Source organism: Spirillospora sp. CA-108201 (assembly GCF_050936235.1).
GTDB lineage: Bacteria > Actinomycetota > Actinomycetes > Streptosporangiales > Streptosporangiaceae > Spirillospora.
In genome coordinates this window covers 7,560,380-7,583,768 of the sequence record NZ_JBNJNE010000001.1, presented here as the reverse complement: position 1 = coordinate 7,583,768, position 23,389 = coordinate 7,560,380, and the positions used below count along the sequence as shown (strand labels likewise).

Here is a 23,389-nt window from a genome sequence, read left to right as displayed (position 1 = left end):
ACGTCCGGGCTCAGGCGTAGAGGGCGGAGAGGAAGCGGATCAGCAGGGCCTCGCGGGTGGCGGGCGGCAGGGCGTCCAGGATGGCGTTGACCATGGCCATCTCGGGCTCCGCGCCTCCCGCGAGGTCGACGCCGACCGACGCGAGCAGCCCCGCGAAGCCGGCGTCGTCGAGGCTGTCGAGGTCGAGGCCGGCGAGCGCGTCCACCAGGCCGGACGGGACGTCGGGCGGCCCGGCCTCGCGGGCGGCCTTCACCGCGTCGGCGAGCGTCGCCAGGAGCGCCTCGACGTCGCTGACGCCGGTCAGCGTGAAGTGCAGGTTCGGCGGGACGCCCTGGTAGGACAGCTGCGGCTGGAAGAACCAGCCGCGGGCGCGGGCCTCGTCGGCGAGGACGAACACGTCCAGTGCCGGGTCGGTCGAGGCGATGGCGACGAGCGGGGCGGCGGGCTCGCCGAGCACCCGCAGGCCGGGGATCTCGGCGACCCCCGCGACCAGCCGGTCGGCCGCCGCCATCGCGGTCTCGGCGAGGTCGCGGTAGCCCCGGGCGCCGACCGCCGTGAGGGTCGCCCACGCGGCGCCCAGCGGTCCGGCGCTCTTGCTGCTCTGCACGCCCGCGTTGATGACGGTGTAGCCGGGCCATTCCGCGGACGCGAAGTAGGCGCGCCTGCGAAGCGACTCGTCCGCGAACAGCACGACCGATGCCCCCTTGGGCGAGTAGCCGTACTTGTGCAGGTCGCAGGAGAGGGACGTGACGCCGGGCACGGACAGGTCGAACGGCGGGACGTCCCGTCCGGCGTCGCGCAGCCAGGGCAGCACCCAGCCGCCGACGCAGGCGTCCACGTGGCACGGCACCCCGGCGGACGCGGCGATGGAGGCGATCTCCGGGACGGGGTCCATCACGCCCTGCGGGTAGGACGGCGCCGAGGCGACGACCAGCGCCGTGCGGGACGTGAGCGCGGCGGCGGTCGCGGCCGGGTCGGCGCGGAACGCGCCGTCGACGGGGACGTGGACGACCTCCAGCCCGAGGTAGTGCGCGGCCTTGTGGAACGCGGGGTGCGCGGTCGCCGGCAGGACGATCTGCGGCGTGCCCTCGACCTGCCGGGCGTCCCGCGCCGCCTTCACCGCCAGCATGATCGACTCGGTGCCGCCGCTGGTGAAGACGCCGGTGCCGCCGCCGAGCTTGTCCGCGACCCACCCGACGACCTGCCGTTCGAGCGCGACGATGCTCGGGAACGCCGTCGGGTCCAGGCAGTTGACCTCCAGCATCTCCTGGTAGGCGGTGGCGGCGAGGTCGTGCACGGCCTCCCGCCCGGTGTCGTAGACGTAGGCGGTGACCTGGCCGCCGCGCACGGGCAGGTCGGCGCCGCGCAGCCGGGCGAGTTCGGCGAGCAGTTCGTCGCCGGGGCGGCCGGCTTCGGGAAGGCGGTCAGACGGCATGTTCCGGTGTCCCCTCGATCGGGCGGTGGACGGCGGCCCGCCGGCGGTAGGCCAGCAGGAGAGGGACGCTGAGCAGCAGCAGCGCGGCCGGGACGAGCGTGAACCCGGCGGTCAGCCCGGTGAGGGCCGACTCCGGCTGGACGACGGGGGTGTCCAGGTCGGAGGACCGGAACGACGAGACGGCCAGGATCAGCGCGAAGACGCCGGGGCCGAGGGCGAGCGCGCCCGTCTCCGCCGCCGTCCACAGCCCGGTGAAGGCGCCGGACTGCGCGTGCCCCGTCCGCCCGGCGTCGGCGTGGACGGTCTCGGGCATCAGCGACAGCGGGAGCAGTTGCACGGCCGCGTAGCAGACGCCGACCAGGGCGCTGAGGGCCAGCACCCCGGCCGTGGAGGTGATGAGCGGGTAGGCGGCGGCGCCGGTCGCGGCGAGCGCCACCAGCGCCGCCGCGTAGCAGCCGACCTCCCCGTACCGGCGCGCCAGCCACCGCCACAGCGGGACCGCGAACGCGCTCGGCCCGACCATGCAGACGAACATCGCCGAGGTGAGCCCGTAGTCGTCCAGCCGGTACGTCGCGACGTACGGCGCGCCCGCGAGCATGATCGCGACGGCGAGGGTGTTCCCGACGTGCGCGCCGAGCAGCAGGAAGAACGGCCGGTTGCCGCGCGCCATGCGCAGCGCGGCGACGAGCCCCAGCGGGTGCGGCCCGGGGCGGGAGGGGATCCAGCGGGTCGCCAGCGTGCTCGCCGTCATCGCCGCGCCCATGACGATCCCGATCACGCCGCCCATCAGGGCGTATCCCGCGCGCCCGCCCCCGGCGCCGTCGGTGAGGACGGGCGCGAGCCCGCCCGCGACCAGGATGCCGACCGTCAGGCAGACGACGCGCCACGCCATCGCGCGGCCGCGCTCGGACGGCTCGCCGGAGATCTCCGCGGGCAGCGCCACGTACGGCACCTGGAAACACGCGAACGCGCTGGCTGCCAGCAGGAACGCGACCCCGGCCCAGGCGGCGGCGAACCCCGGCGAGCCGACCGGGACGGCGAACATCGCGGCGAACGGGACCGGCAGGGTCAGCGCGCCCAGCAGCAGGAGGCGGGTGCGGCGTCCCGTCCGGACGGCCTCGCGGTCGCTGGCGGCGCCGACGACCGGGTTGAGCAGCACGTCCCATGCCTTGGGGACCACGAGGACGGCCCCGGCGATCGCGGCGGACACGCCGAGGACGTCGGTGAGGTAGTACAGGAGCAGCAGCCCGGGAACCGCGGAGAAGACGCCGGTACCGATCGAGCCGGCGCCGTAGCCGAGGAGCCGCCGCCGGGACAGCGCAGCGGTCATCCGGCGCGCCCGGCGGGCGCGCCGATCGCCGCGGCGACCGTCCGGCGCATGTGGGCGCGGAACCGGGCGACCGCCTCCGGGTCGTCGATCGTCCGGCGTTTCCCCTGCTGGTCGAGGAGGCCGCCGGAGCCGAACCCGTGCGTGCACCAGACGACCGTCCACACGAGGAAGTCGAGGTCGACCCCGTCGCCGACGACCCCGCGGGCGGCCTCGCCGACCAGCTCCATCAGCGGCCGGACGTAGTCGTCGTCCAGATGCGCGACGTCGGCGGCGTCCGACAGCCACCGGTGCATCCACAGCGCGGGGATCTCGGGCTGCGCCACGCACAGCTCGACGTAGCGGTCGACGAGGGTGAGGACGCCCTCCACGTCCGGGGTCATCTCGGCGAGGGCCTGCTCCAGCACCTGCCGTTCGGCCCGGTGGGCGCGCTCCATGACGATGAGGTAGAGGTCGCGCTTGCCGCCGACGTGGTAGGCCACGGTGGCGACGTTGAGCCCGGCCGCCTCCGCGATCATCCGGGTGGACGTCCCGTCGTAGCCCAGGGCGGCGAACAGCCGGGTGGCGGCCTCGATGATCCGGTCACGTCCGGTGTCGCTGCTGCTCATGGGCCCAAGCTAGGTGCTCGACCGCGCCCGGTCAATCGCTTGATGGAGACGCGGCGGCGGGCGCGGTGAGCCGGACGGTCCGCACCATCTCCAGCTCCAGCCGCAGCTCCGGCTCGTACATCCGCTCGCCGAACAGCTCCTCCAGCTGGTGCAGCCGGTAACGGACGGTCTGCGGGCGGACGTGCAGCCGGTTCGCGACCTCGGTGGCGTTGAACCCGTTCTGCAGGCAGGCCAGCAGCGTCCGCATGAGCCGCTCGCGGTGCCGGGGCCGGACCTCCTTCAGCGGCGCGAGCCGCAGCTCGGCGACGGCGCGGACCAGTTCCTCGTCCTTGAAGACGACCAGCGCCGGCATGTGCTCGGCGCAGCGGACCAGCCCGTCGGACGGCAGGATGCCCCGGCGCGCGAGCGGCAGCGCCTCCCGGGCCCAGCGCAGCGACCTGGCCGCGTCCTCGGTGCGGACGGTCGGGCCGAGCGCGGCGACCCAGTCGCGCAGCGCCGCCTCCAGCATCCGGCCGCGCCCCGGGCCCTCCGGGTCGGGCACGAGGAGGCACGGTTCGCGGCGGTTGACGTCGGCGAGCACGTCGGGCGGCAGGGACGGGTGCGAGAAGGGCTGCCGCCCCCGCTCGTACAGGACGACGGCGGCGACCGTCCGCGGGACGCGCCACTGGGCGAGGCGGGCCAGGTCGGCGACGGCCTGCGGGGCGGCGGGCGGCTCGGCGAGCAGCAGGTGTCCGGGTCCATGATGAGGTCGACGAACTGGCGCAGCGCGCCCTCGACGGCCAGCCGGACGAGCCGCGCGTACTCCTCGTCCTGCGGGCGGGAGTACTCGGGGATCCCGGCGAGGATCTCCTCGATCATCTCCTCGGCGAGGGCGTCCAGATGCGGCCGGAACACGGTGGACAGCTCGCGGGGGACGCCGGCCCAGGGTTTCAGCGGCGAGCGCTGCTCAAGGCTCGTGTTCACCGTTCGCACCTCCCGCTCCGGAAGCTACCGGCGACCGGCCCGGCGGGCTGCAAGACGCGATAAGCATTGCGCTGCCCTACTTGTCAGCGGACTGACAAAAGCGCGGCCCGCAGGAGCGCCGAGCGGACGGCATCCCGCTTCGCGGCCGGACTTCACGCGCGGCGGGGGCTCGGGGCGGCGAACACGGCCGCGGCGCCGAGGGCGAGGTAGATCAGCCCGGTCGCGTACCGCTGCCGCCGCCGGAACGCGGGACGGGCCCGCAGCCACGCGCCGATCGAGCCGGCGGCGACCGCGTACACGATGTCAGCGGCCAGCCCGATCAGCGCGGTCGCGGCCCCCATCACCGCGATCTGCAGCGGCACGGCGCCCGCGTCCTGGTCGACGAACTGGGGCAGGAACGCGAGGAAGAACAGCACGACCTTCGGGTTGAGGACGTTGACGAGCACGCCGTCCAGGTAGACACGGCGGAGCGGCCGCGGTTCGAGTTCGGGCCCGCCGCCGTCATGGCGGCTCCGCAGCGTCCGATACGCGAGGTAGATGAGGTAGGCCGCGCCCGCGTAGCGCAGGAACCCGAACGCGGTCGCGGACGCGGCGACGACCGCGGACAGCCCGGCCGCGGCCGCGCCGATGTGGACGAGCGTGCCGGTCTCGACGCCGAACGCCGACGCGATCCCTGCGCGACGGCCCTCACCGACGCTGCGCGTGGTGATGTAGAGGTGGTTCGGTCCCGGGATGGCGACGAGCGCCAGGGCGGCCAGCAGGAACAGCGGCGGGTTCGTCATGGGAGCACGCTAGGGGCGCGATGGTCCGTCCTCTAGAGCCAATCCCTGCCGGGCGATGTGGACCAATCAGCTCGGGGCGGGGGCGGCGAACGCGCCGGCCAGCACCAGCCGTCCGGCGGTGCGGACCATCGCGGCGACCTCGTCGGCCGGCTGGCGCAGCGACGCGAGGCTGATCAGCGCGGCGAGCAGGATGTGCCCGAGGACGATCTCGACGTCGTCCCGCTCCGGCACCGGGTCGCCGATGGCCGTCGAGAGCCGGTCGCGCAGGAACAGGAACAGGACGGTGCGGGCGTCGTCGACGCTGGAGTCGTCCGAGGTCACGGCCTGGATGATCGCCGAGGTCAGGGTCGGCTCCGCCGCCGCGACGTGGACGATCCGCTCCAGCAGCGCGGTCAGGCGCTCCTGCGGGGTGTCGCCGACGGCGAGCGCGTCGATGTCGTCGGTGACGCGGTGCGCCCACGTCGCCGCGACCTCGGTGAGGAGGTGGTCCTTGGTGGCGAAGTACCGGTAGACGGTCGCGCGGGCGACGCCGGCGCGGTCGGCCACGTCGTGCATGGTGACGGCCGGGTAGCCGCCCTCCAGCGCGAGCTCGCGGGCCGAGTCGATCAGGCGCTCGCGCCGCGCCTGCTGATCCTTGCTCAGCGTCCGCGTGACGGTGAACCGCGCATCGCCGCTCAAATCGCCCTGCCTTTCCGCTTCCCCGCCTCGCCGTGACCGTTCCTTATTCTTCCGTATATCAGCCCCGAACGTGCCCATCCTCGGGCGTATACCCCTTTACCGGTCTAGTGTCCCGATTCACGATAGACCTACCGCTTGCTTGGGTGAGATGCTGGTCTCGACTCACGTCTCCCTCCCCCTCCCCCGAGGAGCGAGCCCATGGCCATCGACCTTCTCGACGGCGAGATGTACGCCACCGACCCCTGGTCCGTCTACGCGAGGCTCCGCGCCGAGGCGCCCGTCTACCACGACGAGGAGAACGGCCTGTGGGGCGTCTCGCGGCACGCCGACGTCTTCGCGGTCGAGCGGAACCCGAAGGTGTGGACGAACTCCGGCGGGTACCGCCCCCAGCTGCCGTCCGACCCGTCGATGATCGGGCAGGACGACCCCGAGCACGCGCACCGGCGCCGCATGGTCTACCAGCGCTTCACCCCGCGCGGCGTCTCCCGCTACGCGGGCCGCATCCGGTCGACCGCCGTCGACTGCATCACCGCGGCTCTGGAAACGGGCACCGTGGACGCCGTCCCGGCGCTGGCCGCTCCCCTGCCCGCCCGCGTCATCGGCTGGCTGCTCGGCTTCCCCGAGGACATGTGGCCGCGCCTCGTCCACTGGTCGGCGACGGCCGTCTACGCCGGCGGCGGCCTCCGCTACATCACCGACGACGCGACGGTCGCCGCCGGGGAGTACGCGCTGGAGGTCCTGGAGATGGCCGAGGACCGCCGTGCCCGCCCGACCGACGACCTGCTGTCGGTCTGGTCGAACGCGACCCCGGACCAGCCCGCCTACGACGACGAGCACCTCGCGCACGAGGCGCTGCTCCTCCTGGTCGGCGGCGCGGAGACGACCCGCACGGTCATGGCGACCGCCCTGGACGCCCTGATCCGGCACCCGGCGCAATGGCGGAAACTGCGCGACGACCCGTCCCTGATCCCGGACGCCGTCGAGGAGTTCGTCCGCTGGACGACCCCGATCCTGAACATGTGCCGGGTCGCCGCACGCGACGCCGAGATCGCGGGCGTGGAGATCCCGGCGGGCGACCAGATCCTCCTCATGTACGGCTCCGCCAACCGCGACGAGTCGGTGTTCGGGGACCCGGACGTCTTCGACGTGACCCGCCGTCCGGGCGACCACATCGCCTTCGGCCTGGGCCCCCACTTCTGCCTGGGCGCCTCCCCGGCCCGCCTGGAACTCCAGATCTTCTTCGAGGAGTTCGTAGCCCGAGTCGACACGGCGGAATGGGCGGACGACGAAGGCCCCCGAATCCTCCGCAACGCCTTCGTCAGGGGCGTGACCGAATTCCCCGTGACCCTGACGCCCAGGTAACCGACTCCGCTCGGGAGAGGTTGTCGGCGAGTTCGCTGTAGTGCTTTGCCGAGGACAGCACGAATGTGGTCCGGATCGGCCTCGCCGTCGTCGAGGAGGATGGCCGCGCACAGGCCGTCCGACACGGCGACGAAGGCTTCGACCGCGTCCGGGTCGTCGGTCTGCGTCCGGGCGAGTTCCGCGACGTCGTCGCGCCATCGTCGCGCCACCGGCCGCAGGGCGGGCCGAGGCTCCGGAGAGGCTGACGCGGTAGCTTTCGGCCGCGGCCGGGGTCAGCCCGGACGGGGCCTCGACTCCGCTCCGGTAGATCACGGCGGTGAGGCTTCCCAGGAGCGCGCCCCCCGGGTCGCATCGCAGCCACGTCCCACCACAAGTCATTCTGACCGCGTGGCGACACCGCAGGTCACCACGCCCGGCCGGGGTTTCGGCTCCCCGATGGCCGAAAACGGCTGACGAAGATATCGACTACGGCACGGAGTCGCTATATATAGTGCAAGTGTTTAGCCTCTGGGCGACCGGCAGCCTCGGTTCGCGCGGCACTGTCACCGGCCGGCCGCCCGACTCCGAGGAGGAAGCGCGTGCGTTCAAGACTCGATGTTCGACGACCGCTGGCCTTGGCGGCCGTGCTCATCCTCGCCACGGGTGGCGCCGTCGCGGATCCCTCCCGCCACCCGAGTGCCGCCGCGAGCGTGATCCGCGTCGGTTCGAGCGTCGTCGGCAGCGACGGCGTCCGGCACTCGGTGACCAACCATCTCGTCAGGACGCGGACTCGCACGAATCGCCACACGCGGCGGGAGTACGTCCTCGCCTGGGCCGGAGCCGCCGATCCGGGCACGGAGGGCTCGCCCAACCCGGACTTCCTGGCGGTCATCGACGCCACTGCCGGCACCCCCGACTACGGAAAAGTGGTCAACACCGTAACGATCGACGGTTCGACCGGCAACGAGCCCCACCACCTGCAGTACATGTGGCACAAGGGCCAGAAGATCTACGCAGGCGGCATCCTGTCGGACACGGTCTTCGTGTTCGACGCGACGCGGCTGCCGCAGATCGGTTTGAGCGGCGTGGTTCAGGCCTCCGACACTCCGTGTGGATCCGCGCCCGACGCTTTCCAGGTCCTCTCCGACGGAACCGCGTACATGAGCGCCGTGGGCGGTCCGGACGTGACCGGACCGTGCCGCTATTCCGGGGGGCAGGTCCGCGAAGGAAACGGTTTTGCGGGTTCGCCGGGCGAGATAGTCCGCATCGGCCCGAACGGCAAGGTCCTCAGTGAGGCACCCGCCGCGACCAAGGAGGGCGAAGACCCGAAGCTGTGCCCCAACGTCCCGGCGCTCCCTCAGCCGAGTTGCGCCAACCCGCACGGCCTCCAGGTGCGCGAAGATCTCAACCGGCTGATCACCAGCGATTTCGTCGAACTTCGAACTCCGATCGTGGACAACCCGAATCTGGCACGCGACACCGTGCGGATCTTCGACATCTCTGATCGCAACGCGCCTCGCCTGCTGTCGGTATCACGCCTGCCGGCCGGCCCTCGACACGACGCCGACCTCAACACCGCCGAACCGCGCGGGGCGATGGAGACGGGAGTGACGCACCAACCCCGGCACCGGGGCGCCTTCGTCGCCACCAGCGGCGGCGGCGTGATCTACTACACCCCCGACGTCACGGCGAAGAAGCCGCGGTGGCGGGAGGTCTTCGACGACGCCACGGCGTTCAAGTCGCTGTTCCCGAAGGACACGCCGACCTCCGATGGGGACGCCGGGAGCTGGGTGCAGGTCAGCCCGGACGATCGATTTCTCTTCCACGTCGTGGTCTCGGGCGGTTACACGTCACCCGGAGAACGTGAGACCGGCATGCTGTACGTCCTCGATTTGCGACGACTCCTCGCCGCGGGCAATCGCACACGGTGCTCGATAGATTCTCCCGCGGAGGTCACTGCCGGAGGCGCCGAGCCCGACTGCCCGTCCCTGATCGGCGCCGTTCCGATTCGCGATGTCACCTCGGGTGGTGCGCACTGGGGCTCGTTGGACAACTTCGCGCTCGGCCGTGACGGCTTCTACCACGAGACGGCACAGATTCGCCGAGTGGTGACGTCGAACTACTTCGTCGCGTTCACCGGCGTCGACGGGAACCATCAGATTTGCGTCAGCCAGGTGAGCCGGAGCGGAAAGCCGTCGCTTGACACAGGCTTCGTGGACGAGAACACCCATGCTCCCTGTGTCGAATTCAACCGTGACAAGTGGCCACACGGCGTCCACGGGCCGGCCAGGCCGCACGGAGTGGTGTTCGCGGTCGCCGACGCCGATCTGCGCTGAACGCTCACGCTCTCAGAGCCGGCGGCGGGGAGCCACGCACCGAGACATCCGGGATGACCACGCCGGATGTCTCGGGCGACGGCTCAGGAGCTTGATCGCTCGTTTGCGGTACGTGGGCGAGCCGCGCTCGTCGTCGGTGAGCGAGGTTGCCCACATCCGAGTCGAGCAACTTAAGTAACCTGTAGTGCGCATTCGTTAGGCGAGGTGGGGAATGGCGCTCGTCACGGTTCTCCTGACCGCTCCCGGCTGGGACGGGAGCCACACCCACCACGCTCCGGCCCCGCCGCCCTTCACAGTCCTGGCCGCATTCCGTCACCTTGCGGTCGCGGCGATCGCGGTGGTCGCGGGGAGCGCGCTGCTGCGGCCGCTCGCCGGTGCACCCACGCCGGGTTGCCGGAATCTGACCCGCATGGCGGCGGCCGTGGCCGCCGTCTCCCCGGTGATGGCGATCGGAATCGGAGGCGCCCTGCCGCCGGCGCTCGCGGGGATGGCGGTGCTGACGCTCGCGCTGCCGCCACTGCTCTCGCGCGCGGCCGCGAGTGCTGCCGCAGGCGCCCTGTCCACCGCCGCCCTCGCGACGTACCTGGCCACCACCCTGTCAGCCGGAAGCGCCTCGGGTGTCCGCGGCGTCGTCGACGCCGCTGCGGTGCTCCTCCAGGGGGTGGCCGCGGCCGTGTGGACAGGTTCGGCGGGTCACCTGGCGACGGCACGGGCCGAGGACCGAGACCGGACCACACGGCGGCTGCTGCCGGCGATCCTGGCAGCCACGGCGGCGCTGACCGCGGCCACGGCAGCGCGACTGGCGAACGACGGCCCGCCACCGTCCAGTGCCACCTGGACGGCCATCCTCGCCGCCGATGCGATCCTTGCCGCGGGCGCTGCCACAGCCGTGACGGTGGTCTGGCTCAGGCGCTCCGATCGTCCGATGACGCGGCCGCCGGCCCGTTCGGCGAGCACGGCGGTGGGCCTCGCCCTCACGGGCTTCGCCGCAGCGGCGCTTGTGGCCGTGCCGCCGCCGGCCGTACCGCCCGCGCCGGGGGTTCCGTTCATGGACGGCATCGCCGCCGGCGGGCGGCTGATACCGGTTCTCGTCGCGCCTGCCCGGCCCGGCTGGAACCTCGTCCATGTCGGTGCCGACCGCGCGTACGTCGGGGCCGGGCGCGGCCGGCTCACCGCCGCGGCCACCCGGCCCGGCACTGGGAACATCTGGGCACAGGTATGGCTTCCCGCTGGGCGCAGCCGGCTGCGGGTCAAGGTCATGGGCACCATGAAAGCCGTGCGGGTCGACACCGGCCCCCGTGACAGTGGTGCTCCCGATCTTCGTGGATCGGATGGGCCGGAGTGTGCCAGCGTCGCCCTGGGCCGGATCCTCGCGGGGGCGACCGGCCCGCTCCGGTCCTGCCCGGCCGACCGGCTCACGGCCTCCGACGCCGCCGCGCTGAGGGCCACGGTCCGGTTCGTGGCCGGCCGCGGTGCACGCACGCTGGGCCTCGTCGCGGACTCCTCACCCCGCAGCCGGCAGGCGGCCACGATCGTCCGAGCCGCGGCGCGGCGCGAGCACATCACCGTCGCCGCCCCGGGCCGGGCGCGGATTCCACTCGTGATCGTGGCAGGCTGGGGGGCCGCCTACGGAGTGGTGCGTGACGTCGGCACGGGATACACGACCTCCCAGGGCACCTACCTCGCGCCCTGGCTGCTCAACACGTCGCTGCTCGTACCGCCGGCCGGTCAGTTGCTACCGCTGCGGTTCCCCACCGGTGATCCGGCAGCGGTGAAGTACATCGCCGAGTTGAGCCGCCGTTTCCCTGGCGAACCGGCATCCGCCGCGGGGTACACCGCGTGGCTGAAGACCGCCCGCGAGGGGCCGATACGGCTCTACGCGGCCTCGCCGCTTCTCGTACCCGGCGTCCCGGACCATCGTCACCCCACCGGCGCGTGGCTGCCGCACGGCAGCATCACTGCGATCACGAGCCCGCTCGCGGAGTGAGCCGGCCCTTCCCGGAGGCCGTACCTCAAGCGCCGGGCGGCCCGGCGTCGGCGTCTCGACGCTGGGCACCGCCGTCCACACCCCCGAGGAAGTCTCCTCTTCGGCGAGTTCGCCGTCCTGATCTGAGCACGTGTTCGAGGGGCGTCGCGCCCGCGGTCAGAACGTGGCGATCGGGTTGACCGGGCTGCCAGACGTTCCGGCGAAGCGGACCGGGGCGACGGCGAGGTGGAAGTCCCACTGGCCGAGGCCGGCGGCCGTCGCCGCGCACGCCTCCAGGTCGCAGTTGTCGAGCAGCCACAGGCCCATCGCGACGAGGCCCACGGCGTGGACCGGCATCAGCACGTCCTCGTACCCCGACGGCTGGACGTCCTGCGGGGTGTCGGCGCCGATCAGCGCGACTCCCCGTTCGTGCAGCCACGGCAGGCAGGACGCGTGCCAGCCCGACTGCGTGAAACCGCCGCCCGCGCCGGACTCGTGCCGGACGCGGCCGTAGCCGGTCCGCAGGAGCACCGCGTCACCGGGACGCACCCGCACACCCTGGCGACGCTCGGCCTCTTCGAGATCTTCGGGGAACACGCCCTGCCCCGGTTCCAGCCACGGCACGTCGCGGACCCTCGCGACGTCCAGCAGGACACCACGCGTGACGATCCCGTTCGCCGCCGCCGTGACGGCCGCCCACGCCGACCCCGTGGCGGCGTCGACCAGCGCGTGCGGCCGCCCGTTGTACATCGCGCCGTCCCAGTAGATGTGGCACGGCGAGTCGACGTGGGTGAGGGTGTTGCCGTGGAACATGATGCCGAGCCGCTCGGACGAGTAGCCCCAGCGCCGGTCGTTGTGGAACGCCTTCGGCATGTGCTCGGCGCCCGGCATGTCGGCGGCGCACGGGCACGTCGTCGTCGACCGCTCCATGTCGTCCGGCACGGCGACCTCCCATGCGCACGACACGCTCCGGCCGTGGCGCACGGCCCGCGCCGCCGCCAGCCGGACGTCGTCGGTGATGTGGTTCAGCGTGCCGAGCTCGTCGTCGTCGCCCCACCGCCCCCAGTTCGACAGCGTGTCGAAGTACCCGAGCACGTCGTCCTGAGTCGGCATCGGCCGCCCTGCCGTCATCGATCCTCCGGTCACGCTCTCCGAGGCACCAGGGCCCGCTGGACCGGCATCACCCTAGATCAGCGGTCGGACGCCTGGACGGGTTGGCGGAGGACGGTCCTGAACTTGGCGGGCTCGGTGCGGCGGTGGTCGCCGAGGTAGATCTCGTGGTGGTGCCCGGACATGCGCAGGTTGTTCGCGGCGAGGTACTCGTGGTGGAGCCTGGCGAGCGCGGGGCCTTCGTCGTCGTAGGGGCCGACGTGCAGGAGCTGGGCGCAGGTGCCCTCGTCCAGTGTCACGCGGTGGACCTCGGCGATCGCGGGAAGGCCCTTCTTCGCCAGCGCGGTCTTCTTGGCCTCGTCCATGAGGTCCTCGGTGATCCAGTCGGGCTGGCTGATGAGCATGCGCCACTGCCAGGCGTCCTTGACGCGGGTGACGAACACCTCCGGGTCGTCGGACCACCACAGCCCTTCGAGCGGCCCGACGACGAAGTCCCGGTCGAGGACCTTGCTCGCGAACTTGATCGTGTAGGCGACGGCGTAGAGCGCCTCGACGGCGCGGACGTAGCCGGCGCCGGTGTTGGGGTCGCCGCTGCCGTCGACGGCGATGAACTGCTGCGCGGGCACCTCGACCAACGCCCAGTCGGTGTTCTTGGGCGCGTAGCACTGCTTGAGTTCGCGCTTGACGTCAAAGCGAGTCACGGTCGTCCGCCTTCCTGTCGGGGCCTTGGTGGGTGATCGGTCGCCGACTTCGGCCGCCCGGTAGTCGTCCAGCCATCGCTGTTCGGCCGCGAGCTGCCCCAGCGAGTAGTCGAAGGTGGCGCGGACGAACCCGGGCACGCCGGGTTGCGCGTCGCGGGCCGCGCCGACGGCGGCGATCTTCTCCGCCAGCGCCGCGGCCCGCTGGTCGAGCGCCGCCCGCAGGCGGACGGGCGGAATGACCGGCTGGTTGGCCAGACCGACCAGCAGAGGCGGGAACACCGGCCGGAGCTCGGCCACCGCGGCCTCGGCCGCCCGCGCGCACACCCGGTACCCCTCGGGCGTCGGCCCGTACACCCGGCGGGTCTTCCCCCGACCACCGCGCGGCGCGTCGACCTCGGCGATCAGCCCACGGTCCCGGAGCCGCGTCAGCAGGTAGTAGATCGAGCTGAACCCGATCTCAGTCCACTCCCGCATCCCCCGGGCGTCGATGACTTCGTCCAGCTCATAGCCATGCCTGGGTTTCTCCACGAGCAGCCCGAGCAACGTCAACTCAGCAGGCGTCAGATCAGCAGCCACAGCATTACTCTAGCGCTAGAATAAAGCACCGCACACAACCACCCCACTCCTCCACGCGCCCGCCTCATCCCGGCTTCACGAGGCGGGCAGCACCCGCATGGCCGCCCCTCGGGAAGACGCGATCGCCCTCGCGATGTGGATGGCCAGCCCCTCGGAGCGGTGAGCCGTCCACTTCGATCTTCTTGGGGAGTCGACGGGGACGGCGGCGGGCAGTGTTCCGAGATGTGCTGTGCGGGGACGTCACCTCGTCGTCGCTGACGAGGTATCCGGGACGCCGGCGTGGACCTCAGGCTTGGAAGCCTGTCCACGCAAGCGGTAAACGGTCAGGGGCTTTGCCGCCACGGACGGCGACCATCCCCGCGGCGAACGGCCGTTCTATGCGTTGACACGGACCGGCATGTGAGATGACTTCTACCAGCTCACGTCGCCAAAATCTCATGACGTCGGATCGCTTCTCGCCTCAGGCGGACGGACTAAAGGTTCTTGAGCGCGGCGGCAAAGCACCGAAACTCACTGTGACCAATGATGAGCTTGGGACCATCAGGATCCTTGCTGTCACGAATGGCGACAATGCCAGGGAACTCGGATATCTCAATACAGTTGGAGCCGTCTTCCTTGCTACGCGACGCCCTACGTCACACAACTTCTGTTATTTCCATCTATCATCAATCACCTTTCTAATCAGCGCACGCGCATCTCTCACATTAAGCGCCTCGCCTTGCAACACGATGAATGTCTCATTCACTAACGCCACATGCCGTGGGCTCGTCGTGGTCTCACCTCCGCACGCGTTGTCCGTGTACACAACTTGACGCTGGTCAGGCAAGGTAGCGATCACGAAGGGCGCCCAAACATTTCGAATGTGGCGGATCGGAGCTATCTGAAGGGTTATCCTGTCTCTACAGGAGAGCTCGATGAGATGCTCCAACTGCTCTCTCATCGTCTCCTTCCCGCCCACCTCACGATAAAGAACGGTCTGGTCCATTACTACCGAGAGCGCCCGCCTTCGCGATGCGGGCGGCCAGACCTCGGAGCGGCGAGCTGTCCAGTTCAATCTTCCTGGGGAGTCGGCGGGACGACGGTGCGAACCTCAGGCTTGGAAGCCTGTCCAGGCGAGCAGCAAGCGGTCAGGGGAATTGCCGTCGCGGACGACGGCCATCTCCACAGGTAACGGCAGTTTTATGCGACAACAAAACCATCAGTCCGAGATTCCACAACCGGCTCCTATCGCCCTACCCAGGAAGCCGGATCACTCCTTTGACCAGGGACGGATCAAAGGTTCTTGAGCGCGGCAGCGAAGCGCCAGAACTCACCGTGGCCGATGATGAGTTTGGGACCATCGGGGTATTTGCTGTCACGTATGGCCACAGCCCCTGCCATGCCAGCGATCTCGATGCAGTTGTCTCCCGACTCATTGCTGCGAGACGCCTTACGCCAAGCCAGCTTGCTCAAGTCCATCTTTCTTGAAAACCTCTCGTATCAACCTCAGCCGGTCTCTGACGTTAAGTGCTCGATTTGCAGGGTAGCCTGCGTTTTGTTAGCCAGCGCCCAACGCGAAGCGGGCTACTCGATGTCTCACCACCGTACGCCTTGGCCGCCTCCCTGGGGAGTCGGCGGGGACAGCGGCGGGCGGTGTTCCGAGATGCGCTGTGCAGAAATCACCTCGTCGTCGCTGACGAGGCATCCGGGCCGCCGCCGTGACCTTCAGGCTTGAACGCCTGTCCACGCGATCAGTAAGCGTCAAGGTTCTTGCCGTCACGGACGGCGGCCATCGCCGCAGCGAACGGCAGCTTTATACGATGACACGGATTGCCATGTGAGATAACTTCTACCAACTCGCGTCACAAATCTCATGACGTCGGATCGTTTCTCGCCTCAGGCGGGCGAACTAAAGGTTCTTGAGCGCGGCAGCGAAGCGCCGAAACTCACTGTGACCGATGATGAGCCTGGGACCATCGGGGTCCTTGCTGTCTCGGAACGCCACCGCCTGCGAAATCCCGGCGATCTCGACGCAGTTGTCTCCCTCGGCTGTGCTTCGCGAAGCCTTGCGCCACGCCACCTTTGTCAGGTCCATCGCTCGTCAATCACCCTTCTGAGCAGGGCGCGAGTGTCTCTCACATTGAGCGCCTCTGCCTGAAGACTAGCGAATCGCTCGTGCAGGTTGGCGAGATCGTCCGGATCTGCACTAGTCATTCCGCCCGTCCCAGTTACGAGGTATGCGGCGTCGCTGCGGTCAGACTGGGTGGCGATGGTGAAGGCGGCTCGCGCGTCCTCCACGTACACGGTGGGAAGCACCTGCACCCGAATGCCGGGCCGCTCAGACAACTCCAGTAGGTATTCGAGTTGCCCACGCATAACCTCCTGGGTGCCGACCTGCCTGTGGAGAACACCCACCTCAAGGACGACGAATATCTTTGGAGCAGAGGCGTCCATGACCTGCTTCTGCCGGTTCATTCGCGTATTCAAGATATCCGCGTCCTTGATGATTTCAGCGGCATAGGCTTCCGTCTGAAACAGGCCGTTGACGATATGAGTCTCGTAGACGCGGATGATCGCGGCCGTCGACTCGACCTTGGGGAAGTTCACAAAATAGGCGGCATACTTCACGGACTTGATAGATTCCAGTAACTGGTTCCACGCCCCAACGATCTCACCATCGGCCCGTAGCGCATCGTCGAGACGCTTGGCGAAGTCTGAGCGGCATCGAGTCTTACCGAGCTCGACATGTCCGATGTAGGCGCGAGTGACGTTCACCAGGGCGGCCAGTTCGATCTGCTTGAGCCCGGCCGCCTCCCGCAGCCTCCTCACCACCGCCCCGAACGACCGCAACTCGGGGGTGCGCCTGCGGTTTTCGATGGTCGAAGCCATGACGATCTCCCTTCTCAGGAAGGCAACTCAGCGCTAGCGGAAGCAACCCGAATGCGGGCGTTTTCGAGGTCTCCTGAGAGAGTACGCCGCCTTCTGGCCTGATGGTGTTTGTTCAATCACACAGGGTGATAGTGGCTGATTCTCCTGGTTTGGCGTGATGGCTCCGTCGAGATCAGCCGCCGTCCAGGCTGGAGGGATTCAGCGATGCCAGTGGTCATGCTCGCGCCGGAGGTGGCGCCGCTCGTTCTGGAACCGTCCGACGAGGCTCCCGCGAAAGCGCGGCGCTACCTCACCGACAGATTCCGCGAACTCGGGCACGCTGACGACTTCGTCGGGCGGCTCGTGGTTACCGAGCTGGTTACCAACAGCTACAAGCACGTGGGGGTCGGGCACATCGTCGTGCGGATCTTCCCCGACGTCCGCGCGCCGCTCACCGTCATCGAGGTGTGGGACGAGAGCAGGGCCCTTCCCGTCGTCCAAGGCGAGGACGACGACGCCGAGGGCGGGCGCGGGTTGCTCCTGCTGTCCGAGCTCGTCCACGACTGGGGCGTCCGACCGCTCAACGAGGAGGGAAAGGTCGTATGGGCCCGCTGCGCCCGCTGATCGCCCACGCGAGAGCGCGCCTGGCGTGGTGGCGGACCCGGCTGGGCCGCGCAACCGCGATCCTCTACCTGGAGCTGCTCGCCGCTGCGATCGAGTCCAAGGGCTACCGCTGCATCAAGCACTACCAGGCCGACGACTTCCCCACCTGGAGGCCGCTCCTCCTGGTCCTCGCGTTCAGCCCCGACGACCACGTCCGCCTGACAGTGAGCGTCCGCCCCACGCCCGGCCGAAACTGGGCCTACTACGAAGCCGGACGCGGCAAGCACGGCTACCTCTCCCCCTGCGACAACACCGACCACGCCGCAGACCAGGTGGACACCCTCCTCAAACACCGCATGTTCCCCTCCACCTGGTAACAACAACCGCCACCAACGGAAACGCGATGACCCACCTTCTCGGGGGGACGCTCCGCTAATCCCCGGTCCACTCGCACAATTTCAGATCGGGCGTGTTGGGCCAACTCGCCCCTGACCCAGGCTATCCATGGGCTTTTGTCCGACCGGTGGTCAAACCTCGGGCCCAGCCAAGGCCTCGACGCCCCTGCCCCCATCTCTTTGCAGGCAGCACTTCCCCTTGAGGAGGGACAACGCGCCACAAGCCGCGGTTTTCGGAAGGCGGGTGTGGTTCGACACGGCGGATGATTGCCGGTCGCTACGATCGAGGAACGGCAGCCTGTCGGGTCTACAGGGAGGCGGCATCACCCGACGGCCGCTTCGGACCTGTTTCATTCTTCGCCCTTTTGCCACTTCGATCACGTTGGGTCAGGAGTTCCCATGGCATCACGGCGGTTCGACCCCCCGTCCGGCACCCGCGACTTCCTCGCCGGTGGCCTGCGCACCCGTGAGCGTGTGTTCGCGCAGATCCGCGCGGTATTCGAACGATATGGATTCGAGCCGTTGCAGACGCCGGCGTTCGAGCGGCTGGAGACCCTGACCGGCAAGTACGGCGACGAGGGCGACAAACTGATCTTCAAGATCCTTCGACGTGGTGAGCACGAAGCCACCGGTGAGGCCGATCTCGCGCTGCGATACGACATGACCGTGCCGCTCGCCCGTGTCGTCGCGAACTACGGGTCCCAGTTGCCCACCCCGTACAAGCGGTATGCGATGGGGCCGGTGTGGCGGGCGGACCGCCCGGGCAAGGGCCGCTTCCGTGAGTTCGCACAATGCGACGTGGACGTGGTCGGGTCGGCATCTCCTCTCGCCGATGCCGAGGTGGTGTGCGCCCTCACCGACGCGCTGGACGCGGTCGGCGTGCGGAACTACCAGGTTCTGGTGAACTCACGCCAGGCGCTGTCCGGACTGCTGGAGGTCTACGGTGTTCCGGCAGAGCTGGGCGGCGGCGTGCTGATCACCTTGGACAAGCTCGACAAACTCGCTCCGGAAAGGGTGGCCGCCGAGCTGGTGGACGCGCGGTCTCTCCCAGCGCATATCGCCGAGGCGTTGGTGAACGACCTGACCGCCGCCGATGCGGTGGAACGGATGCACACCACGCTGAAGGACAGCGAAGCCGGGCGGGCCGGCCTTGAGGAGATCACTCGGCTGCTGGAGCTGGCCACCGGCAAGGTGGGGCGTGAACGGATCGCCTTCACTCCGAGCCTCGTGCGGGGGCTCGACTACTACACCGGCGTGATCTTCGAGGTGACCGCGGAGGGAATGCCGGGCTCGATCGCCAGCGGCGGCCGCTACGACGGACTGATCTCCGCGCTCGGCGGCCCGGACGTCCCCGCCTGCGGCGGTTCCCTCGGCATCGAGCGGATCATCGGCCTGCTGAGCGACCACGAAGGCGACGTCCATCGACTGGACGTGGCGGCGACAGTGATCGCCGAAGACACCGCGACAGAAGTGGTGGGCTTCGCCGCCCGGCTACGAGACGCCGGGCTGAGCACCGAGATCTATCTGGCCGCAAGCCGCAAGCTCACCAAACAGCTCACATGGGCTGCCGACCGCCATGCCCGCTTCGCGCTGATCTACGGCGCGTCCGACAAGGAAGCCGGAGTGGTCACCGTCCGGGACATGGACTCGGGCGAGCAGGCGCAGATCCCGACCAACGAACTCGCCGCGCACCTCATCAGGAGATGCGCGCCGTCGAGGTGACTACAGAAGGATGACGGCAAGCTACGTCGACGGTCTCAGCGCGAACACGCGCCGCTGGGCAGCGGCTCGACCGACCTCATGATGCGCATGCCCGACCGGGGCGCAACTCCTACTCCCTGAGACGGCACAGGGAGTTGCGACTCTGGAGCATGCGGGCGGGCGTCCCGCGAGACCTCATGTCCCGCTGGCCGCCGTGATCGGTCTCGAAGAACTTCGGGCGTGTTGGTCAGGGCACAGGCAGGATGCCGTGCTCCAGGGCGGCCATCACCGCCGCCGTGCGGTCGGAGACGCCGAGTTTGCCGAAGATGCGCAGGAGGTGGGTCTTCACGGTCGCCTGGCCGATGTAGAGGCGTGCGCCGATCCCGGCGTTGGTGAGGCCCTCCGCGACCAGGGCGAGCACCTGCGACTCCCGCGCCGACAGGACGGGCGGCCGCGCCTCGCCCGCCGCCGCCAGCCGCGCCGACACCTCCGGCGACAGCACCCGCCGGCCGGCCGCGACGTCCCTGACCGCCGCGGCGAGGTCGGCCCGCGAGGCGTCCTTGAGCAGGTACCCGGCGGCGCCGGCCTCGATCGCCCGGACGATGCCGGCGTCCTCCTGGAACGTCGTCAGCACGAGGATCCGGTGGCCCGGCAACCGCTCGATCGCGCTCACCCCGTCCCCGGACGGCATCCGCAGATCCATCAGGATGACGTCCGGACCGACGGACGGCACCACCGCGACGGCCTCGTCCCCGGACGCGGCCTCCGCCGCCACCTCGATGTCCGTCTCCGCCGCGAGCATCCCCCGCAGCCCCTCCCGGACGATCGGATGGTCGTCGACGATCATGACGCGGAGCACGGCACCGCCACCTCGACCCTCGTACCTTGCCCTCCCGCGACGGTGAACGTCCCGCCGGCCTGCTCGACCCGGCTCCGCATCCCGCGCAGCCCGAACCCGCGGCGGACCTGCCCCGGCTCGAACCCGCACCCGTCGTCGGCGACGGTCAGCCGCACCGGATCGCCGTAGACCAGCGACACCCGCACCGACTCCGCCCCCGAATGCTTCCGGACGTTCGCGAGCGCCTCCTGCGTCACCCGCAGCAGGACGACCTCCACCGCGTCCAGCGACCGCGGTTCCCCGTCCACGACCAGATCGACGGGAACGTCGAAGTCGCGGGCCATCTTCCGCAGCGCCTCCGCGAGCGAGCCGCCGTCCAGCGCGGGCGGCGCCAGCGCCGCGACCAGGCCCCGCGTCTCGGCCAGGTTCTCCCGCGCCGCCCGGGCGGCGAGCTCCAGATGCCGGTTCGGGCCGACCTCCGCCTCCGCCGCCTGCAGCAGCATCGTGATGGACGTGAACCCCTGCGCGATCGTGTCGTGGATGTCGCGGGCCAGCCGCTCCCGCTCGGCGAGCACCCCCGCCTCCCGGCTCACCCCGGCCAGCTCGTCCCGCGTCCGGTCCAACTCCTCGATCAGGCGTATCCGCTCGTGGTTCTGACGGCCGAGCCGTCCGATGAACACGGCGAGCAGCACGCTGCACGCGAGCGCCGCCGTGATGATCACGACCGCCACCGCCCGGCCCGCCCCGGACCTCGACAGCCCGAGCCCGACCGGCCCGGAGAACAGCGCGACCATCAGCGCGAAGCCGCGGGCCGTCCCGTACATCATGTAGACCTGCGGCGCCAGCGCTGCCAGCCCCGTCGCCGCCACCGGCGCGAGCAGCGTCGCGGGGACGAACATGCAGATCAGCGCGACCGCGTAGATCCTGCACCCGGGCCGCGGCACCTCCTGCGACCGCAGCGCCTTCCGCCCGGTCGCCGCGTACGCCAGGCTCAGCAGGACGAGCAACCCGATCGCCGCGGCCCGCCTGCCCGGCGGCACCGCGTCGGCGGCCGTCGCGGCGATGGTCCCGACCAGCACCATCGCGAAGTAGGCGTCCCAGAACGGATACGAGTGCTGCCAGGCGTTCTCCGCCCGCGCCACCCCAGGATCACCGGTCACGCCCTGATCCCCCGCCCGCCCCGCTGTCCACCGACCGGTGGATAGTACTGCCCTCCAAGTCACAGGATCATCGTGACCATGAACAAGAACCCTATTCGGCAGGCCCTCTTTGTCCTCACCATCGTTTACGGCCTCGTCATCGGGCTCCTCGCCGTCCTCGACGTGAACGCCCTCGGCCTCATCGCAGCCGCGGGCGCGGTCCTCCTCGGCCTCGGCTGGGGCTTCTCCGGCATGCTCGCCCGCCACAAGCCTCAGAACTGACCAGGGCCGACTCCACTTGCGACGCCTCGGCGAGGGCGCTCAGCCGCAGCTCCTCCCAGCGCAGCACGCCCGCCTCGATGACCGGACGGTCGAGACCGGCGAGCACCGGCACCACCCGTTCCGGCTCCAGCAGCAGCGCCGCGAGCACCAGCCGCGCCCGGCCCCCGCCGAGCCCGACCGGCTCGCCGCGCACACAAGCCCGCAACGGACCCAGAGCCCGGAAACTCAGCTGCCGTCCTGTGGGTGGGCGGTCAGGAGGTAGAGGGCCGCGGTGGCCGGGCCGAACAGCCACCACGGGCCCGCGCCGAGCACGCCCGTCGCCGACAGGCCCGCCAGCGCCAGGGCCAGCCAGCCACCGCCCACCAGCGCGGGCAACAGCGACCGGGCAGCCAGCAGGGAGCGGCTTCCGGCGGCCGACAGCCGACAGCCGCATCAGGCTCGGATCCTGGACGTCCCGCCGGGCACCGGACGTGCAGGCTCGCCGCCGCGGCGAGCGTTCCGGCGGCGACCGCGACCGACACGACCGGTGTGAGGCCATCGCCCGCGCGGGCCGCCAGTGCGGGCAGCGCGGTACTCGCGGCCAGCAGCGCCGCCCGGCCCGGGCGCCGCACCAGACCGCGCCACTCGACCCACGCGAGCGTCGGCGAGCCGCGCAACCAGCGCGGCAGCGGCCGCGAACGCAGGATGCGGCGCCGCCAGTGGGCGTCTTCCGCGATCCAGCTCAGCGCGCCGGGATCCAGGACGACCGCCGCGGCCACCAGAGTGCCCGTCCGCGTCGAGGCCGCCAGGATCCGGTGCGCCGGGACGTGCCCGAGCGCCGTCCACGCACACCGCACCAGCACGGCGGCGGCGGTCGCCGCCGCGACCGCCGCGGCGGCCCACGCGTCCGCGGATCCTCCCGCCGCGGCGGCGACCAGTAGCCCGCGGCGCGAACTGGTCGCCCGCGCCGACCGCCGACAGCAGGCCCAGGGCGACCGCCAGGCCGGCCGGCAACGACACCGCCGCCAGAACCACGACCGTCTTGCGCAGCACGCTCCGGCGGAGGGCGGCCGAACCGGCAGGGGCCGTGCTGAGAGGATCATCATCATGCAGTTCGACAGTCAGAACGCCGTTGTCCCACTCATACGCGCCACTCTCCGACAGGATTCGACCGCATCGGCGGAAGACCCGATGCCCGCCGACCGGATCATCGCGGCCGTCCAGTCCGGCGCGGAGGGCGAGGAAGGAATCGGACGTCTCGCGGTGGGAATGGCCGCTGCCGCGGGGGCGGTGACCGAGGGGTGGGTGATCGCTCGCGGAGGCTCCGTGAACGACTTCCTCGAACTCCTCCCGAGGCACGCGCCGGCCGTCGCCGGGCATGTCCCCGAGATCATGCGGGCCCTCCTGACCCCCGGTCCGCGGCCCTTCTTCGTGGTGATGGGAGACCTCGTCCGTCAGGGAGAGGTCGGCGTCTTCGAGCTGATCACTTCTCTCGCCGACTACGCGGCCGGATTGATGACCGACCTGGAAAGGGACGGGACGCGTACCGCCGAGGAGTGCCTGGCCGAGGTCGAGGCCGTTCTACGCGACTGGGCCGCACGCGACTGAGTCAGAGCGGTGCGCAACCACTGGGGCGCCGCCCGCACAGCACGCCAAGCCGTCTTCCGCCGGGTCACCCGCGACAGCACCCGCCGCAGGCACTCCCGCCTCGGACAACTCTCACCGGTCAACGACGGGAGGACACCGGCAGCCTGACCACTGCCGCCAGAAATCGGTGCCCAC

The 23,389-nt window shown here is 70.4% G+C and carries 22 protein-coding genes and 5 pseudogenes; 8 read left to right on the top strand and 19 right to left on the bottom strand.

Annotated features, from left to right (window positions below):
• Positions 1-10 precede the first annotated feature (10 nt).
• The 7 genes and pseudogenes from ACQEU6_RS36390 to ACQEU6_RS36360 form a co-directional block, all read right to left on the bottom strand.
• On the bottom strand, positions 11-1,435 hold the full coding sequence (locus tag ACQEU6_RS36390; protein ID WP_499338123.1) for a pyridoxal phosphate-dependent decarboxylase family protein: 1,425 nt from the start codon (positions 1,433-1,435) through the stop codon (positions 11-13).
• Entirely contained in the window at positions 1,425-2,765 is a 1,341-nt protein-coding gene (locus ACQEU6_RS36385; protein ID WP_499338121.1) for an MFS transporter, read from the bottom strand. Before ACQEU6_RS36385 ends, ACQEU6_RS36390 begins: the two co-directional genes overlap by 11 nt.
• Positions 2,762-3,370: a TetR/AcrR family transcriptional regulator gene (locus tag ACQEU6_RS36380; protein ID WP_499338120.1), complete on the bottom strand. Its 609-nt coding sequence runs from the start codon at positions 3,368-3,370 to the stop codon at positions 2,762-2,764. Before ACQEU6_RS36380 ends, ACQEU6_RS36385 begins: the two co-directional genes overlap by 4 nt.
• A gap of 31 nt (positions 3,371-3,401) precedes the next feature.
• Positions 3,402-3,911 (bottom strand): PucR family transcriptional regulator, encoded by a 510-nt coding sequence (locus ACQEU6_RS36375; protein WP_499338118.1) that lies wholly within the window; start codon positions 3,909-3,911, stop codon positions 3,402-3,404.
• 176 nt (positions 3,912-4,087) lie between these two features.
• Positions 4,088-4,264: pseudogene (locus ACQEU6_RS36370) on the bottom strand (PucR-like N-terminal domain-containing protein); the annotation flags it as partial.
• A 221-nt stretch (positions 4,265-4,485) separates the two neighbouring features.
• On the bottom strand, positions 4,486-5,115 hold the full coding sequence (locus tag ACQEU6_RS36365; RefSeq protein ID WP_499338116.1) for a LysE family translocator: 630 nt from the start codon (positions 5,113-5,115) through the stop codon (positions 4,486-4,488).
• Between the two features lie 66 nt (positions 5,116-5,181).
• Positions 5,182-5,793 carry a TetR/AcrR family transcriptional regulator gene (locus tag ACQEU6_RS36360; protein ID WP_499338115.1) on the bottom strand — a complete coding sequence of 204 codons (612 nt, stop codon included), beginning with the start codon at positions 5,791-5,793 and terminating at the stop codon, positions 5,182-5,184.
• A 198-nt stretch (positions 5,794-5,991) separates the two neighbouring features.
• On the opposite strand from ACQEU6_RS36360, the gene ACQEU6_RS36355 reads away from it, so the two are divergent.
• Positions 5,992-7,155 carry a cytochrome P450 gene (locus ACQEU6_RS36355; RefSeq protein WP_499338114.1) on the top strand — a complete coding sequence of 388 codons (1,164 nt, stop codon included), beginning with the start codon at positions 5,992-5,994 and terminating at the stop codon, positions 7,153-7,155.
• A 95-nt stretch (positions 7,156-7,250) separates the two neighbouring features.
• Here ACQEU6_RS36355 and ACQEU6_RS36350 read toward each other — a convergent pair.
• Positions 7,251-7,364, bottom strand: a pseudogene (locus ACQEU6_RS36350) (TetR family transcriptional regulator); the annotation flags it as partial.
• A 369-nt stretch (positions 7,365-7,733) separates the two neighbouring features.
• Here ACQEU6_RS36350 and ACQEU6_RS36345 point away from each other — a divergent pair.
• Both ACQEU6_RS36345 and ACQEU6_RS36340 read left to right on the top strand, forming a co-directional pair.
• Entirely contained in the window at positions 7,734-9,470 is a 1,737-nt protein-coding gene (locus ACQEU6_RS36345) for a hypothetical protein (protein WP_499338112.1), read from the top strand.
• 211 nt (positions 9,471-9,681) lie between these two features.
• Complete coding sequence (locus ACQEU6_RS36340; protein WP_499338111.1) at positions 9,682-11,457, top strand: hypothetical protein; 1,776 nt, start codon at positions 9,682-9,684, stop codon at positions 11,455-11,457.
• Between the two features lie 156 nt (positions 11,458-11,613).
• Here ACQEU6_RS36340 and ACQEU6_RS36335 read toward each other — a convergent pair whose 3' ends face one another.
• The 7 genes and pseudogenes from ACQEU6_RS36335 to ACQEU6_RS36305 form a co-directional block, all read right to left on the bottom strand.
• Positions 11,614-12,549, bottom strand: a complete 936-nt coding sequence (locus tag ACQEU6_RS36335; RefSeq protein WP_499338109.1) for a cyclase family protein — start codon at positions 12,547-12,549, stop codon at positions 11,614-11,616.
• A 77-nt stretch (positions 12,550-12,626) separates the two neighbouring features.
• Positions 12,627-13,823, bottom strand: a complete 1,197-nt coding sequence (locus ACQEU6_RS36330) for a GyrI-like domain-containing protein (RefSeq protein ID WP_499338107.1) — start codon at positions 13,821-13,823, stop codon at positions 12,627-12,629.
• A 473-nt stretch (positions 13,824-14,296) separates the two neighbouring features.
• Positions 14,297-14,446 (bottom strand): annotated as a pseudogene (locus tag ACQEU6_RS36325) (DUF397 domain-containing protein); the annotation flags it as partial.
• A gap of 26 nt (positions 14,447-14,472) precedes the next feature.
• Positions 14,473-14,892: pseudogene (locus ACQEU6_RS36320) on the bottom strand (Scr1 family TA system antitoxin-like transcriptional regulator); the annotation flags it as partial.
• Positions 14,893-15,095: 203 nt separating this feature from the next.
• A complete protein-coding gene (locus tag ACQEU6_RS36315; RefSeq protein WP_499338106.1) occupies positions 15,096-15,281 on the bottom strand; it encodes a DUF397 domain-containing protein in 186 nt (61 codons plus the stop codon).
• A 430-nt stretch (positions 15,282-15,711) separates the two neighbouring features.
• Positions 15,712-15,897: a DUF397 domain-containing protein gene (locus ACQEU6_RS36310; protein WP_499338104.1), complete on the bottom strand. Its 186-nt coding sequence runs from the start codon at positions 15,895-15,897 to the stop codon at positions 15,712-15,714.
• Positions 15,888-16,691 carry a helix-turn-helix domain-containing protein gene (locus tag ACQEU6_RS36305; protein WP_499338103.1) on the bottom strand — a complete coding sequence of 268 codons (804 nt, stop codon included), beginning with the start codon at positions 16,689-16,691 and terminating at the stop codon, positions 15,888-15,890. The genes ACQEU6_RS36310 and ACQEU6_RS36305 overlap by 10 nt, the downstream gene beginning before the upstream one ends.
• Positions 16,692-16,895: 204 nt before the next feature.
• Here ACQEU6_RS36305 and ACQEU6_RS36300 point away from each other — a divergent pair, with 204 nt between their 5' ends.
• From ACQEU6_RS36300 to hisS, 3 genes are all read left to right on the top strand, one after another.
• Entirely contained in the window at positions 16,896-17,294 is a 399-nt protein-coding gene (locus ACQEU6_RS36300; protein ID WP_499338102.1) for an ATP-binding protein, read from the top strand.
• Positions 17,273-17,650, top strand: a complete 378-nt coding sequence (locus ACQEU6_RS36295; RefSeq protein ID WP_499338100.1) for a hypothetical protein — start codon at positions 17,273-17,275, stop codon at positions 17,648-17,650. Before ACQEU6_RS36300 ends, ACQEU6_RS36295 begins: the two co-directional genes overlap by 22 nt.
• 417 nt (positions 17,651-18,067) lie before the next feature.
• The gene (gene hisS, locus ACQEU6_RS36290) at positions 18,068-19,390 is read left to right on the top strand and encodes a histidine--tRNA ligase (RefSeq protein WP_499338099.1); all 1,323 of its coding nucleotides are present in this window, start codon (positions 18,068-18,070) and stop codon (positions 19,388-19,390) included.
• 226 nt (positions 19,391-19,616) lie between these two features.
• Here the strand turns inward: hisS and ACQEU6_RS36285 are convergent, their stop codons facing one another.
• Both ACQEU6_RS36285 and ACQEU6_RS36280 read right to left on the bottom strand, forming a co-directional pair.
• On the bottom strand, positions 19,617-20,228 hold the full coding sequence (locus ACQEU6_RS36285; protein ID WP_499338097.1) for a response regulator: 612 nt from the start codon (positions 20,226-20,228) through the stop codon (positions 19,617-19,619).
• Positions 20,213-21,367 carry a sensor histidine kinase gene (locus tag ACQEU6_RS36280; protein ID WP_499338095.1) on the bottom strand — a complete coding sequence of 385 codons (1,155 nt, stop codon included), beginning with the start codon at positions 21,365-21,367 and terminating at the stop codon, positions 20,213-20,215. Before ACQEU6_RS36280 ends, ACQEU6_RS36285 begins: the two co-directional genes overlap by 16 nt.
• A gap of 78 nt (positions 21,368-21,445) precedes the next feature.
• Between ACQEU6_RS36280 and ACQEU6_RS36275 the strand changes: the two genes are divergently transcribed.
• Complete coding sequence (locus tag ACQEU6_RS36275) at positions 21,446-21,628, top strand: hypothetical protein (RefSeq protein WP_499338094.1); 183 nt, start codon at positions 21,446-21,448, stop codon at positions 21,626-21,628.
• Between the two features lie 225 nt (positions 21,629-21,853).
• Here the strand turns inward: ACQEU6_RS36275 and ACQEU6_RS36270 are convergent, their stop codons facing one another.
• Both ACQEU6_RS36270 and ACQEU6_RS36265 read right to left on the bottom strand, forming a co-directional pair.
• Positions 21,854-22,003, bottom strand: coding sequence for a hypothetical protein (locus tag ACQEU6_RS36270; RefSeq protein WP_499340615.1), 150 nt, complete (start codon positions 22,001-22,003; stop codon positions 21,854-21,856).
• 107 nt (positions 22,004-22,110) lie between these two features.
• Positions 22,111-22,710 (bottom strand): annotated as a pseudogene (locus tag ACQEU6_RS36265) (DUF6297 family protein); the annotation flags it as partial.
• Positions 22,711-22,798: 88 nt separating this feature from the next.
• Between ACQEU6_RS36265 and ACQEU6_RS36260 the strand changes: the two are divergent.
• The gene (locus tag ACQEU6_RS36260; RefSeq protein ID WP_499338092.1) at positions 22,799-23,215 is read left to right on the top strand and encodes a hypothetical protein; all 417 of its coding nucleotides are present in this window, start codon (positions 22,799-22,801) and stop codon (positions 23,213-23,215) included.
• The last annotated feature ends 174 nt before the right edge of the window (positions 23,216-23,389 follow it).

Excerpts from the sequence above, each read along its gene's own strand:
- ACQEU6_RS36390 (WP_499338123.1), bottom strand. The coding sequence starts at position 1,435 with ATGCCGTCTGACCGCCTTCCCGAAGCCGGCCGCCCCGGCGACGAACTG.
- ACQEU6_RS36385 (WP_499338121.1), bottom strand. The coding sequence starts at position 2,765 with ATGACCGCTGCGCTGTCCCGGCGGCGGCTCCTCGGCTACGGCGCCGGC.
- ACQEU6_RS36380 (WP_499338120.1), bottom strand. The coding sequence starts at position 3,370 with ATGAGCAGCAGCGACACCGGACGTGACCGGATCATCGAGGCCGCCACC.
- ACQEU6_RS36365 (WP_499338116.1), bottom strand. The coding sequence starts at position 5,115 with ATGACGAACCCGCCGCTGTTCCTGCTGGCCGCCCTGGCGCTCGTCGCC.
- ACQEU6_RS36355 (WP_499338114.1), top strand. The coding sequence starts at position 5,992 with ATGGCCATCGACCTTCTCGACGGCGAGATGTACGCCACCGACCCCTGG.
- ACQEU6_RS36340 (WP_499338111.1), top strand. The coding sequence starts at position 9,682 with ATGGCGCTCGTCACGGTTCTCCTGACCGCTCCCGGCTGGGACGGGAGC.
- ACQEU6_RS36335 (WP_499338109.1), bottom strand. The coding sequence starts at position 12,549 with ATGCCGACTCAGGACGACGTGCTCGGGTACTTCGACACGCTGTCGAAC.
- ACQEU6_RS36315 (WP_499338106.1), bottom strand. The coding sequence starts at position 15,281 with ATGGACTTGAGCAAGCTGGCTTGGCGTAAGGCGTCTCGCAGCAATGAG.
- ACQEU6_RS36310 (WP_499338104.1), bottom strand. The coding sequence starts at position 15,897 with ATGGACCTGACAAAGGTGGCGTGGCGCAAGGCTTCGCGAAGCACAGCC.
- ACQEU6_RS36305 (WP_499338103.1), bottom strand. The coding sequence starts at position 16,691 with ATGGCTTCGACCATCGAAAACCGCAGGCGCACCCCCGAGTTGCGGTCG.
- ACQEU6_RS36300 (WP_499338102.1), top strand. The coding sequence starts at position 16,896 with ATGCCAGTGGTCATGCTCGCGCCGGAGGTGGCGCCGCTCGTTCTGGAA.
- ACQEU6_RS36295 (WP_499338100.1), top strand. The coding sequence starts at position 17,273 with ATGGGCCCGCTGCGCCCGCTGATCGCCCACGCGAGAGCGCGCCTGGCG.
- hisS (WP_499338099.1), top strand. The coding sequence starts at position 18,068 with ATGGCATCACGGCGGTTCGACCCCCCGTCCGGCACCCGCGACTTCCTC.
- ACQEU6_RS36275 (WP_499338094.1), top strand. The coding sequence starts at position 21,446 with ATGAACAAGAACCCTATTCGGCAGGCCCTCTTTGTCCTCACCATCGTT.
- ACQEU6_RS36260 (WP_499338092.1), top strand. The coding sequence starts at position 22,799 with ATGCCCGCCGACCGGATCATCGCGGCCGTCCAGTCCGGCGCGGAGGGC.